Origin of the sequence: Thioalkalivibrio sp. ALJ16 (genome assembly GCF_000377345.1) — a bacterium.
GTDB lineage: Bacteria > Pseudomonadota > Gammaproteobacteria > Ectothiorhodospirales > Ectothiorhodospiraceae > Thioalkalivibrio.
This window is the reverse complement of sequence record NZ_KB898049.1, coordinates 15,251-28,265: the sequence shown is the minus strand read 5'-3', so window position 1 is coordinate 28,265 and position 13,015 is coordinate 15,251. Positions and strand designations below refer to the sequence as shown.

Sequence of the window (13,015 nt, the reverse complement as noted above, 5' to 3'; positions counted from 1 at the left end):
AGGGAAACACTGTTGCAGGACACCGAATTGCAGATGCCGGAGTCATACCCAAGCATGCGTGCAGCCCTTGCACCTGCGCGCATCACAAAGCCCGAACCGGGGCAAAGCCTTGATCGGGCCCGGCGGTGCCACGTCGCGCGCATTCGGACGGTCTAGCCCTCATGCTGCTGCGCTCGCTGCTATCCCTGATGTCGCCTGGTGGTTCCAGGGGGCGCCTGTCTATCCTGATTTACCACCGCGTACTGCCGGAGCCCGACCCGCTGCTGGATGGCGATCCGCATGCCGATGACTTCCGCTGGCAGATGCGCCTGCTCGCCCACCACATGAACCCATTACCGCTGGCCGAGGCCGTCGAACGCCTGCGCAACCACACCCTGCCGCCACGGGCCGTATGCGTGACCTTCGACGACGGCTACGCGGACAACGCCGAGGTCGCGCTGCCGATACTGCAAGAAGAAGGCGTGCCGGCCACGTTCTTCATTGCCACCAGCTATCTCGATGGCGGCCGGATGTTCAACGACACCCTGATCGAGACGGTGCGCCGCCTCCCGAAAAATGCCGACCTGGGCCCGGAAGGCCTCGGCGAATGGACGCTGGAGACCGACCACAACCGGCTAAAGCTGATCCACGCCCTGATCGGCCGCTTCAAGTACCAGCCTGCCGAAAAGCGCCGAGCCGGAACCGCGGCCCTGGCCACGCGCTTCGGCCTGCAGCTGCCGGACGACCTGATGATGAGCGGCCAGCAGGTACGCGAACTCGCGAACGCAGGCATGGAAATCGGTGGCCACACCGCCACCCACCCCATCCTGACCGAGGTGGACGCGGCCACTGCCCGAGCCGAGATCCGGAAGGGCCGGGAAGACCTCGAGGCACTGCTAGGGCGAGCGCCACGCCTGTTCGCCTATCCCAACGGACGCCCGGACAAGGACTACGCGGCCGAACACGTTCAGATTGCGCGCGACTGCGGTTTCGAAGCCGCCGTCTCTACCGCGCCGGGTGCCGCACGCGCGGACTCCGACCCCTTCCAGCTCCCGCGCTTCACCCCCTGGGATCGCACCCCCCTGCGCTTCGGTCTGCGCCTGGCCCGCAACCTCACCGAGCCGCAGGAAAGGCGCGCGGGCTGACACAAAGCCAAGGCCCGCGCGCCGGCTACGCCCGTACGGCATACCGCGACGCTACACCCCCGCCCGCATCAGACCAGGATTTCGACCGGCTCCGGGTGGCTCAGAAAACGCGTGGGGCTGGCGGTGTAGCCATAGGCACCGGACTGGAACACCACGATCAGATCGCCGATGTCGGCGCGCGCCAGCTCCATCTGCTGGGCCAGTACGTCCAGCGGGGTACACAGCGGGCCGACCACGTTCACAACCTCGCGCTCGTGGCCACGCACGCGGTTGCCCACCACCACCGGATAGTTCTTGCGGATCACCTGGCCGAAGTTACCGGAGGCGGCCAGATGGTGGTGCAGCCCACCGTTCGTGACCAGGAACACCTGACCACGGGACTCCTTGCGGTCCAGCACCTCGGCCACGTAAATACCCGCCTCGCCGACGAGATAGCGACCCAGCTCCAGCATGATCTCCGCATCCGGCAGCGCCTCGCGCACCGCAGGCAGGCGGTTTTCCAGATGATCGGCGATGGGGCCCAGGTCCAGAGGCTGGTCGCCGGGAAAATACGGGATGCCGAAACCGCCGCCGATATTCAGCATCTCGACCGGCCCCGGTGCCGACTCGGCCAGGCGCAGCGCCAGCTCGAAGGTCTGGGTCTGTGCCTCGATCAGCGTCTCGGGGCGCAGGTTCTGCGAGCCGGAAAAGATGTGAAACCCGCGGAAGTGAAGCCCCAGCTCGCCGATACGACCCAGCAGTTCAGGCACGCGCTCGGCATCCACGCCGAAGGCCTTGGGGCCGCCGCTCATGCGCATGCCGGAGCTCTTCAGCTCGAAGTCCGGATTGACGCGCACGGCGACCTGCGGCATCCGGCCCGTGCGTTCGGCAATAGTCCCGAGCCGTTCCAGTTCGGTGGGCGACTCCAGGTTGATGGTAATCCCGGCCGCCACCGCCGCCTCCAGTTCGGCCACCGCCTTGCCCGGCCCGGCAAAGCTGATATCGCCCGGAGCCGTACCGGTATCCAGCGCCACCTGCATCTCGCGGCTGGAGGCCACGTCGAGTCCGTCCACCAGCCCGGCCATGTGCTGCACAACGGCCGGCATCGGGTTGGCCTTGATCGCGTAGTGCAGCGCAATGTCTGCCGGCAGGTTCGCGCGCAGATGCTCGACGCGGCGGGTCATCAGCGCGCGATCGTAGGCATAGAACGGGGTCTGCCCCACGCGCGCCGCCAGATCCGTCAGCGACCGGCCACCGACCTGCAGGCAATCGCCCACGACGGAAAAATGATCAATCGGGCTATGTTCGGGCCGCGAGTCCGTCACGCTGTTTCCCCCTGCTGGAAGATGTCCCTGAATTCGCCGGCCAGGGCCTTGCGGTCAATCTTGCCGTTCGCATTGCGCGGCAATGGCTGGGCGCGCAGGTGAATATGGGCTGGCAGCATAAAGCCAGGCAAGTGCGGACGCAGCGACTCGATCAGGCGCTCGTCCGTCACACCCTCGCCCTGAGGCTGCCCTACCAGCACGATACCCTGGCCCAGCGTCGGGTGGGCCACGCCGAATGCCGCAACCTCCGCCACCAGTCCGGTGGCGTACACCGCTTCCTCCACCTCGTTGGGGCTGACCCGATAGCCGGAGGTCTTGATCATCTCGTCGCGGCGCCCGACAAAGTAGAGATAGCCATCCTCGTCCATGCGGACCGTATCCCCGGACCACACAGCAAGCTCCGGGACCGGGATACCGGACGGCTGCCCCGGCGCCGGGCGAAAGCGTTCCGCCGTGCGTTTCGGGTCGTTCCAGTAGCCCTGCGCCACCAGAGCCCCGCGATGCACCAGTTCCCCCGGCTCGCCCGGGGCGCAGGGGCTGCCGTCCTCGCGCACCACTTCGATCCGGGCATTGGGGATCGCCTTGCCCATGGAACCCGGCCGCTGGTCCAGTTCGCCCGGCGGCAGATAGGTGGAGCGGAACGCCTCGGTCAGCCCATACATCAGCACGCACTCGGTCCGCGGCAGCTGGCTGCGCAGGGCCATCAGGGTCTCCTGCGGCATCGCCCCGCCCGAGTTGGTGATGTAACGCAGCGACTGCTGCGCCTCCTCCGGCCAGTCGAGCTGGGCGAGCTGAATCCACAGGGGCGGCACCGCCGCCAGGCCGGTGATGCCGTAGCGCGCGACCGCCCGGATCACATCGCGCGGCAGCAGGTAGTTGAGCAGTACCGCCTCAGCACCCACCCGAAAGGCGGTGGTCAGCTGGCTCAGGCCGTAATCAAAGCTGAACGGGAGCACCGCCAGCAGGCGGTCTTCCGGCTGGTTGTCCAGGTAGGTCGCCACACTCTCGGCGCCGGCCACCATATTGCGGTGCGAAAGCACCACGCCCTTGGGCCGCCCGGTGCTGCCCGAGGTATAGAGGATCGCCGCCATGTCCGTGTCGATCACCCCATAGGGGCGCACACCGCTTGCGGATACGTCGCACTCCCACGGTTCGATCCGCACATGGCCGGCCTCGGCCCCCTCCGGTACCTCGCCCACGACCAGCACGGTGTGCAGATCCGGACAGGCCGGGAGCGCATCGAACAGACCCTGCAGCCGATCCGGGGAGGTCACCAGAATGCGCACATTGCAGTCACGCAGGATATGCGTCACCTGCTCCGCCTTCAGCAACGGATTGACCGGCACAAAAGCGGCCCCGGCGTACGCAGCGCCGAACAGCGCGTGCACCGTCTCCGGGCGCTTGTCCAGGTACACGGCCACACGCTCCTGGCGCTCGACCCCTGCACTCAGCAACCGCGCCCCCGCTGCTTCGACGCTGGCGGCCAGCGACGCGTAATCCTCTACCGCGTCGCGGAAACGCAGGGCCGGGGCCTGCGGCCTGGACGCGGCGTGTGCAAACAGAGAGTCGTGCAGCAGAAAGGCCATCGCGCCAGCCCGAGGTAGTCAAGTCGCGCCCATACTAAGGAAACGCGGATCAATGTACACACGGGCTCCCCGGCTGCTCGCGCGCGAACCCGGCGCGGTGACCGGCACGCAGCCATTCTGCTATCGCGTGGATAAAACGCCGCACTCACGCCGCGTCTGATCAACGACGTTTCTGATTAGCAACCAGCGTCAGCCAGGCTCAAGGCCGTGTGGACTCGTGTCTCCTGGGTATTCACTGGCAGGGCGCACAGTTCGCGGCAGCAGGGCCAATGCCGGGTTCGCGGCCGACGTTGATGGCGTGCGGGCTGGCGTAGGCACCCCAGAAGGAACCCTCCCGTTCGCGGCCGCTGTAGTCGCGGTCGAAATGCCAAAGCCCCTCGATCTCGGGCAGGGTCCGTTCACGCCGGAGCTCCTGCCCGCGCGGGAACAGGTCCAACTCGGCCAGCGCTGCGTCGGGGCTCATCAGCTTCGCCCCGGCCTCCGCGCGCGAGCCGGTCAGGTTCGCGGCTGCGTCGATGCGCCGCGGCACCTGCAACGGCTCGCCGGCAAACACCGCATTCCCCGCAACCACCTGCCGGGAGTCGCGGTCCGGGTGCACGATCGCGATACCGAAGCCCTCGGCCACGACCGTGTTGTTGAGGATCTTTACTTCCTTGGGCACGTCGTTGTGGCGGCGCACGATCAGCCCGTCACCATGGTGATTGACGAACAGGTTGTTGTAGAGCGCCAGATTGCCCTCCCCCTGGAACAGGCGCTCATGCGGGTTCTGGTAGAAGAGATTGCCGTAGATCAGGTAACGATCGTGCTGGCCCGGACCCTGTGTGGGCAGGTGGCCAACCAGCAGATTGGGGCGGGCGCGATCCCCGTCGGCTCCGCCCTCGGCCTTGCTGAACACGTTGTAGCGCAGGATCGTCTGACGCGGCTCGGTCGGCATGTGCGGCAGCCGATCCCGAACATTCTGGTGCTTGATCTGCACGTTGTAGCCAAGGGTGCCGGCGATGAAATTGTTCTCGACGAGCCCCCCGATGAACGGGCCATACCCATCGGGGCGGCCCAGGTACATGCCCGTGCCTACGTTGCGAATATCGTTGTTGCGGATCACCCAGTTCCAGGCGGGCGTGCGCGTCGTGATCCCGCTGTTGCCCTGCGAGCCGTCGTAATTCCGGATCGTCAGGTACTCCAGCGTGATGTCGTGTGCGTATCGGCCCTCGGGCTCCGCCACCACGCCTGCGATGTTGTGCCCTCCGCCATCCAGCTCGAGGTGCCGAATCACGATATGCGCGGCATTGCGCAGCCGTATCGTATTGGCGCCGCGCCGCCCCAGAAACACCGCGGGATCGCCACTGGAAGGCCCACTGATCACGATCGGACGTTCCGCCGTGCCCCGGATGCCACGCAGGCTCAGGGAATGCGTGTATTCCCCCGGTTCCAGCCGCAGCCAGTCACCCGGCTCCAGGTCCGCCACGACCTGCCGAAAACTGTCGGGGTCCGCGTGGAGTACGCGCACGGGCACAGGGAGATCGACAGCCGCGGCGGGGAGCGAGCGGTCTTCACTCCAGTCCGGGGGCGGGCTGTCCTCCAGCCCCTCGAACGCACTCAGTAGCGGCCCGTAACGCCGCTCGAGCTCGGGCCCCAGCCGACATTCCCCGGCCTTGTATTCAATCGCGCCGCGATCGGCCGGCGCGGACCGCGCCTGCCCGCAGAAGTCCGCAGACACGACGGGCGGCGACACCCCTTGGGCAACGATCCGCTCCCCATCCTGCAACCGGAAGTCCACCGCCCGCGGGAACACGAACCAGTCGTCAAAGTCCCGCAGGCCCTTGCCCAGCGATGACCCCGCCAGGCTGTCCACCCAGGCATGTGCCCGTTCCACACTGCCTCGCACCAGACGGTCCAGCCACTCCGCATAGAGGATGCGATGGTCCGGCACCGGCAGCTCGAGCCGCCGCTTGAGGCCAGGCAGGCGGGCCAGCGTATCCCACCGCCCCGTCTCCACGTTGTTGACGGCCTCCACCCGGGCGTCTTCCTGTTCGCGGATGGTACCGGAGAGCAGGTTGTCCACGGCCTCCGCCGAGGTCTCGGCAAACCGCGCCTGGATCCCGAAGGCATCAAAAATGGTGTTGTTCGCAATGCGCGACTGCTGCGCCCGGTTCAGGTAGATCCCGGGGCCGTCCGGGCAATTCAGGATCAGATTGTTGTAGAGCCGGCCGGACCGGGTTTCCGGGCACGCCCCGTTACAGTCCGCCGTGGTGCGTGGATCCATGGAGGCGCGGCGCGTTCCCTCGCCACCCAGGGACAACCCCAGGCGCTGGCCACCCGCGTGGCGCCACTCGCAGATCACCAGATTGCGATCCAGCACGGCATCGCTTGCGCCCCCGCGAACCGCCGCGGCCATCCCGGGCCGGCCACTGCCACGCGGGGCGAGCGCAATATCGGCAAAGAAATTCTCCGTAATGCGCCACCCGCTGCCACCCACCGCATCCACTGCCGCGACCGGCTGCCGTGTATCCCGCGGCGTGTCATTTACAAACACATTCCGCGCCACGAGCACATCATCCGGGAAGGAAGGAGATGACCCACGGCCAGCCGAGCGAATCGCGGCGTGAAAGTTCTGAAAACGATTACCCTCGATCCGGGATCGACTCCCGCCACCATTCAGGTAAATCGCATGGCCGGCCGAATGGCTCCCCTGAAAGTCGAGCCCGCTAAAGTGCCACTGGCCGGCACGGATATCGAAAAGCGTGCCGGACTGCGTCCACAACCGGGCCGTCCCGGGGACGGACGCCCGGACTTCGACCGCTCCCGAAGTGCCCTCCGACAGCGCCAGGCGCATCCCGGACAGCAGGTAATCGCCCGGCAGCACCTCGATAACATCGCCCGCTTCTGCACCGGTCAGGGCATCACGCAGCGTCGCCGCATCCCCGACCACCACCGGGCTTGCAGCCACACCGGAGGCGAAAAACCAGAGGGCCAGGCCGACGACCGTCGGCCCGCACTGCGTCACCGGATCCAGACGAGTGACTCGCACGCGCCAAAGCCTGACCACGCCGCGCGCGCGGTCTACAGCGGCTGAAGCCTTAAGGAGACGCTGATTTAATCGCACGTCCGCGTTGGTGTCCCCTGTTTTCCGAGACAAGGCGCGTCGTGCAGCGGGTAGTGGTTCTACCCGCAAGCGGCGCAACGCAGGATCGGGGAACAGGGGGCACCAACCCCACAAGCCATTGAAAGCAGGGGCTCGGCCGCTTTTGCGCGGGAACGGCGTTGCGGTTCCCTTGTGCAGAATGACTGCACGGCGGTCACCGCGCCTTGTTCGCACGCAAAAGCGACTCGAGCGCGGACGCGCGATCAAATCAGCATCTCCTTAACGGCGATTCCCGAATGCACGCTGCGCCTCCGCATGCCGTGCCGATCACGGCCACCTGCGATCACCCGACTACAGCATTGGCCTTTCTGGGAGGCTTCGCAAGCATGCACGCCGTACCGGAGCCCCCGGCTGTCGGGCGTCCGCCAAGGACCGAGCGCACCGGGGATGCGCGGCGAGCACCGTTAGTAGTCCGTTCGTCGGGCGGGGGTACACGCACGCAGCCGCGTGTACCATGCAACGAGACAGGCCGCGAGCCTGCCCCTTTCGTCAGATGCCCGCGACAGCGGTGCAAGATGCAAACTGCATGCGTGACTATCTCCTCGCCCTGATCATCGCCGTGCTGCTGCCTCTGATCGTGCGCTATGCATGGATCGGGGTGCTGGCCTGGTTCTGGATCGGGCTGTTTGCCCCGCAGTGGCACACTTGGACCTTCATGCGCGGCGCGCCCCTGGCTACTTACGTCGGCGGCGTCACTCTGATCGCTTTGTTCCTGGCCAAGGACCGCAAGCCGTTCCCGTTTACGCGGGAGACGATCATGCTGTTCGTGCTGGCCGGCTACTTCGCGATGACCAGCTTCTTCGCGGTCAACTCCAGCGGGGCGTGGGACTTCTGGATCCACTTCATGAAGATCCTGCTGATCACCTTCGTCACGCCGATGCTGATCTACGGCGAGCGTCGCATCGTCTGGCTGCTGCTGGTGATTACCGCATCGCTTGCCTTTTACGGGTTCAAGGGCGGGCTGTTCGCGATCCAGACAGGTGGAGCCCATCACGTACTCGGACCCACAGGGTCATATCTCTCCGGCAATACCTACATCGGGCTGGCCATGCTCATGGTGCTGCCGCTGATCCTGGCCACCGCCCGAATGTTCGACCGTCGCTGGGCGGCAGACCTAGGCATCGAACTGCTCAACCGCTTTTCGCGGCCCATTGGCTGGTTCTCCTATGCCGTCTTCTGGCTCACGACCATCGCGATCCTTGCAACCTACTCGCGCGGGGCCTTCGTGGGCCTGCTGGCAATTGCCCCGTTCCTGTTCTGGCACATGCAGAAGAAATGGCTAATGGTGCTTGCGGGATTCGTCCTGGTCGCTGTAGTCGGTGTCACCGCGCCGGACCGCCTGGTGGAACGCTGGCAGACCATCGAGACCTACGAGGAAGACACCTCCGCGATGCAGCGCATTCAGTCCTGGGGGGTGGCCTGGAACATGGCCATGGAGCGCCCCCTGACCGGGATGGGCTTCCGCAACACCGCGCTGGGCTATGACTGGTGGATCTCCTACGCCAATTTTGAAGGCACCTGGCGCCACGTACTGTCACCACACAGCGTCTATTTCGGCATTTTGGGGCAACACGGCTTCGGGGGGTTGGCCGTGTTCCTCCTGCTCGTTGGCTTCACCTTTTTCACGCTCAACAGGGTGCGCAAAACGGCTCGGGGCCGAACCGGGCAAATCTGGCTGTCCGAATATGCCTGGGCCCTGCAGATCGGGCTGGTGGGGTATCTGGTCGCGGGGGCCTTCCTCGACGTGGCCTATTTTAATCTGCTGTATGCCTTCATTGCCCTCGCCGTCATCATGCGGCGGGAACTGGAATCGGTACCGCTGCCGGAGGCACGGCCGAGTATTGCGCCCGCCGCCTTGGGGCCTGCCCAGCCCCGGACGGGGCCCGAGCCCGCTGCATCTCCGGCGCCAACCGCATCGGCCCCGGGACCGGCGGCCACATCGCAGGACAACCTTATGTCCGGTTCCCTGATGGACGAACCCGACCGCAATGCCCCCCCAACCCGCTGAGCGCGAACCGATGCCCGCCCCCCCAGCGCGGGGTACTTCGCCCACAGCGATCGATATGCCAGCGCTGGATGCCACACTGCAAACGCTGGCCAGCGCCCTGCGCAATCACACCCGCCCCGGGGCCGGGCTATGGGATCCCCAGGATCACACGGCCACCCCGCCGGACCACTACGGCCAGACCTCCACCGCCCTGGCCCTAACCCTTTTGCACGGGGACGACTCGGCGGCCGCCCGCCGCGCCCTGGACGCCTGGCAGGCGCTTTCCCCGCAGGCGCGGGGGCACGCACCGTTCAATCGCTTTCTGCTCAACCTTCTGGCCGAGCATTCGGCACGAAACCCCAACGGCGGGCAGGAAACAAAGGCCCTACGGGCACTCGCCCGCCAATGCCCCCTCGCCCGTCGGTATCCCTCCAATAACTGGGTGCTGCTGGCGCGGCTGTGCGAACTTCAGGAAGCCTCGGCAAGCCATTGTGAACGCGCAACGAAGCGGCTGCAGCGGCTGTTCACGGCCTGGTGCGGCACCGATGGCGGCTTCATCGACTACCCCGCGCGTCCCAACCCAGCCCGCATGGGAGCCACCCCGGCCGCCTACCACCACAAGGCGCTGTATGTGGCCGTTATGGCTGCGGAATACGGCAATCCCGGTGACTGGCAGCCGGTCGTGACAAGACTGCTGCAATGGAGCCTGAACACCTGGGACGGGCGCGGCCATGTCGGTGGCCTGGGCCGCAGCAGTCACGCCCTGTTCGGGGATGCCTGCCTGGTGGCCAGCCTGATCCTGCTCGGTGCCGGGCAAGAGCCGGGGCGCAGCACACCCGCTGGCCGAATGCTGCAGGGCATTCTGGATCGCTGGCATGAGCAGAGCCGGCCAGATGGTTTGATCGCGCTGAATCCTGCGGATCGGACGACACCCGGCTGCGGGTACGACAGCTACATGCACCTGTCGGTCTACAACGCCTGGGCCGCCGCCATCGTCGCCTGGGCGCAGGACCGCATCGCCCACGACGGGCGTACCTCCATCCCGATCAACCTTGCCGCTTTCGAACCTCAAGCCTCAAACGGGCCGGACGCCGCGCAGTTTCGCGTGGGCGATCCCGACGCGGTCTTTGCCCTGGTCTCCAACCGCGGGCAGCCACCACAGGCATTCAGCCGCAGCGAGGTGGAGCTGCGCTACGCCGGCGGCATCCCGCTGCATCTGACCTGGCAGGGGCTCCCGCTGTGCCCGGCACCGGTGCGCGAGTCACGTCAGGCGCTGGAGGAGAACCCGGCTCTGGCCGGCTGGACGCCGATCTTCGAGTGCGAAGGGATGCTGTACGGGCTGACGGATTTCGAGAGAAGCGAAATCAAACACGAAGGGCGAAGCATAAGAATCATACTGACCGGCCAGCCCCGAGCATTGATCCGCCCACCGGCCAGGGGGCTCGGCCCGCGCGCGCTGGCCGCGCTGGACTGGCGACTGCTGGGCGGCACACTGGGCCGCAAGGCCGCCCTGCGCCGCCCGAAGCTTGGGCAAGTCACCGGGCACCTGGAATGGACCATCCACCAGGATCGGCCGCGAGTCGAACAAATACTGACCCTGGAGCATCGCGGCGGCCAAGTCGTACGCTACCTGAACCCCGGCGGCCACGCGGTCACCAGCCCTGCAGCCTTCGACTCCTCTTTGGTGCCGGAGTCCAGCCATGCCGCACAAGGCCAAACACCCGTCATCGATGGCTGGCTTGAGCCAGCGCTGCCATCCGCAACGGCAAACGCTATCGGCCGTAGCCTGCCCCCGATTGAACTTCCCTATGGCCGTTACCACGCGGTGCTCATCGTTACATGGAAGAGTCTTCAAGCCGCTCGCGAATCGCGCTAGCCCGAACCGCAGCGCCCCTTGCCCGCCCTACAGGCGATCCCCCCGATTATTCAGGCGCTCCGCCATCAGCCGAAGTAGATTCGGGCCCACCAGAAGCGCACCAACAGGATCACTACGAAACGTCTTTGCCACCACCGACCAGTCCAGTGGTTTGCGATGCCGTACTTGATGCAACACCCCGGCCAGAAAGCCGCGCCGCGATTTGCCAAGCTGGCGGCGAACAAACGCTTTTTGCCGAACATTCAGAGGGATCTCGGCAAGGATCATATGCGCGAGCGCAACATAATTGGCGGTCAGCCCGAGGTAGCCCTCGGTATCCCAGCCCGACTTGTCGAAGATATTCACGCCTTCGCCCTCATCCGCGTACACCCGCGGCGAAAAGGCAACGCGCTGGAGCCGGGCGCCCAGCCGTAGCTTGAACAGGCGATCCTCCCCCTGGATCAGGTTCGCCGGAAAACGTACATCCGGGAACCGGTCCACCCGGTAGGCCAGGGTGTTAGGGCCAATAACATTACTGCGACGAACCACCAGGTCGAAGAAATCACCTACAAATTCATATAGCTCGTGGTCCGCGTCCACCTGGCGGTGCTCGTCGCACCGGATATTGTCGGCGGGCACATGCCCCCAGTGGAACCGGGTGCCCGGAACGGGGCCCCGCTGACTATCGCCGACAAACAGGTCGTACCCCTGTTCCAGAGCGCGTACCGCATCCTGGAGAAAAGGGCCCGTCCACTGATCATCCGAGTCCAGAAAAGTGACATAGGGCGTATCCCCCACATGGTCCAAGCCCGTATTGCGCGCCGCAGCGGGCCCGGCATTTTCCTGGTGGATGATGGTGACAGTCTCACCATCCTGCAGATCGCCGATCTCCTCCTCTGCGCGATGCGGCGAGCCATCGTCCACAACGAGAACCCGCACCGACAGCCCATCCCGAGTATCCAGCACGGACTGGACACATTGCCGCAACAGCCCGGCTTCGCGCTGGAAATACGGTACGATGACGGCAATTTTCGGATCAGTGTTCGACATCTGTTTTGTCCTGAGCGCGGGCGGCTCTCATGATGGCAGCGGGCATCGCTTCGCACCGCGCCCCGGATGGCGCGATACCACGTGGATTCTGCTGGAGACCCGGATGTATCTCTACCGCTACCGCAAACGGCCCAATTTCGGCGACGAGCTGAATGACTATCTCTGGCCCCGTTTCATACGCGCTCCGCTCGAGCCGCAGCCGGGCTCCGAAGACGTACTGGTCGGCATCGGCACGCTGCTGAACGAGCGCCTTCCGGACCGCGGCACCTTGCACATCCTGGGCACCGGCTACGGCTATGGCGCTCCACCCACCGCAGACGCGATGCGCCGCGCAAAGGTACATTTCGTCCGCGGCCCGCTGACCGCCAAGACCCTCGGCCTGGACCCGTCACTCGCCATCTCGGACCCGGGCATCCTGCTGAACCGAACGGAAGACCTCAACCGGACAAAAGACATTGACTGCGCGTTCATGCCGCATCACGGACTATGCCACGATCGCATGAAAGCGCTGTGCGAAAACGCCGGCGTACATTTCATCCACCCGGAGGCGCCGTGCGAAAGCGTCATCGATCAGATCGGCCGCAGCCATAAGCTCATCTGTTCCGCCATGCACGGCGCCATTGCGGCCGAGGCGCTCCGCGTCCCCTGGTTGCCCGTCATCACCAGTCCCGAGATCGTCCCAGAAAAGTGGCAGGATTGGGCAGCCACCCTGGAAATCGAGCTGCGATTCAGAAAGCTTCCAACGATCTGGGAACAGCCGCGTCCCTCCTTGCACGGGCGCCTGGTGGCGAAAATCAAAGAAACCACCTTCACGCGAAAGCTCGCCCAAATGTCCCAACTCAAACGCTTCCAGTTGGTTCCTGATGGCACCATCGAGGATCGAGTTTCCAGAATTGAGGCGAGAGTTCGAGAGTTTGATCAATCCTGAGCTAAAACCCACGGGACAAAGCATCCGTGGAATAGATGA

8 protein-coding genes are annotated in these 13,015 nt (G+C 65.6%); 4 read left to right on the top strand and 4 right to left on the bottom strand.

Features of this window, described 5'->3' with window-relative positions; all coding sequences use genetic code 11:
- Positions 1-161 precede the first annotated feature (161 nt).
- Positions 162-1,124, top strand: coding sequence for a polysaccharide deacetylase family protein (locus D000_RS0110610; RefSeq protein ID WP_018873498.1), 963 nt, complete (start codon positions 162-164; stop codon positions 1,122-1,124).
- A gap of 68 nt (positions 1,125-1,192) precedes the next feature.
- On the opposite strand, the gene D000_RS0110605 is transcribed toward D000_RS0110610, so the two are convergent.
- The 3 genes from D000_RS0110605 to D000_RS0110595 form a co-directional block, all read right to left on the bottom strand.
- Positions 1,193-2,428 (bottom strand): pyridoxal-dependent decarboxylase, exosortase A system-associated, encoded by a 1,236-nt coding sequence (locus D000_RS0110605; RefSeq protein WP_018873497.1) that lies wholly within the window; start codon positions 2,426-2,428, stop codon positions 1,193-1,195.
- Entirely contained in the window at positions 2,425-4,014 is a 1,590-nt protein-coding gene (locus D000_RS0110600; RefSeq protein WP_018873496.1) for an acyl-CoA ligase (AMP-forming), exosortase A system-associated, read from the bottom strand. Before D000_RS0110600 ends, D000_RS0110605 begins: the two co-directional genes overlap by 4 nt.
- Positions 4,015-4,246: 232 nt before the next feature.
- Positions 4,247-5,596 carry a hypothetical protein gene (locus tag D000_RS0110595; protein ID WP_369772924.1) on the bottom strand — a complete coding sequence of 450 codons (1,350 nt, stop codon included), beginning with the start codon at positions 5,594-5,596 and terminating at the stop codon, positions 4,247-4,249.
- A 2,086-nt stretch (positions 5,597-7,682) separates the two neighbouring features.
- Here D000_RS0110595 and D000_RS0110590 point away from each other — a divergent pair.
- Positions 7,683-9,164 carry a putative O-glycosylation ligase, exosortase A system-associated gene (locus D000_RS0110590; protein ID WP_018873494.1) on the top strand — a complete coding sequence of 494 codons (1,482 nt, stop codon included), beginning with the start codon at positions 7,683-7,685 and terminating at the stop codon, positions 9,162-9,164.
- Positions 9,165-9,219: 55 nt separating this feature from the next.
- Complete coding sequence (locus D000_RS0110585) at positions 9,220-11,019, top strand: hypothetical protein (protein ID WP_018873493.1); 1,800 nt, start codon at positions 9,220-9,222, stop codon at positions 11,017-11,019.
- A 27-nt stretch (positions 11,020-11,046) separates the two neighbouring features.
- Here the strand turns inward: D000_RS0110585 and D000_RS0110580 are convergent, their stop codons facing one another.
- Positions 11,047-12,048, bottom strand: coding sequence for a glycosyltransferase family 2 protein (locus tag D000_RS0110580; protein WP_018873492.1), 1,002 nt, complete (start codon positions 12,046-12,048; stop codon positions 11,047-11,049).
- A 103-nt stretch (positions 12,049-12,151) separates the two neighbouring features.
- Between D000_RS0110580 and D000_RS0110575 the strand changes: the two genes are divergently transcribed.
- Positions 12,152-12,976, top strand: coding sequence for a polysaccharide pyruvyl transferase family protein (locus D000_RS0110575; protein ID WP_018873491.1), 825 nt, complete (start codon positions 12,152-12,154; stop codon positions 12,974-12,976).
- The last annotated feature ends 39 nt before the right edge of the window (positions 12,977-13,015 follow it).

Coding starts and splice junctions, on each gene's coding strand:
- D000_RS0110575 (WP_018873491.1), top strand. CDS start 12,152: ATGTATCTCTACCGCTACCGCAAACGGCCCAATTTCGGCGACGAGCTG.
- D000_RS0110585 (WP_018873493.1), top strand. CDS start 9,220: ATGCCAGCGCTGGATGCCACACTGCAAACGCTGGCCAGCGCCCTGCGC.
- D000_RS0110590 (WP_018873494.1), top strand. CDS start 7,683: ATGCGTGACTATCTCCTCGCCCTGATCATCGCCGTGCTGCTGCCTCTG.
- D000_RS0110600 (WP_018873496.1), bottom strand. CDS start 4,014: ATGGCCTTTCTGCTGCACGACTCTCTGTTTGCACACGCCGCGTCCAGG.
- D000_RS0110580 (WP_018873492.1), bottom strand. CDS start 12,048: ATGTCGAACACTGATCCGAAAATTGCCGTCATCGTACCGTATTTCCAG.
- D000_RS0110610 (WP_018873498.1), top strand. CDS start 162: ATGCTGCTGCGCTCGCTGCTATCCCTGATGTCGCCTGGTGGTTCCAGG.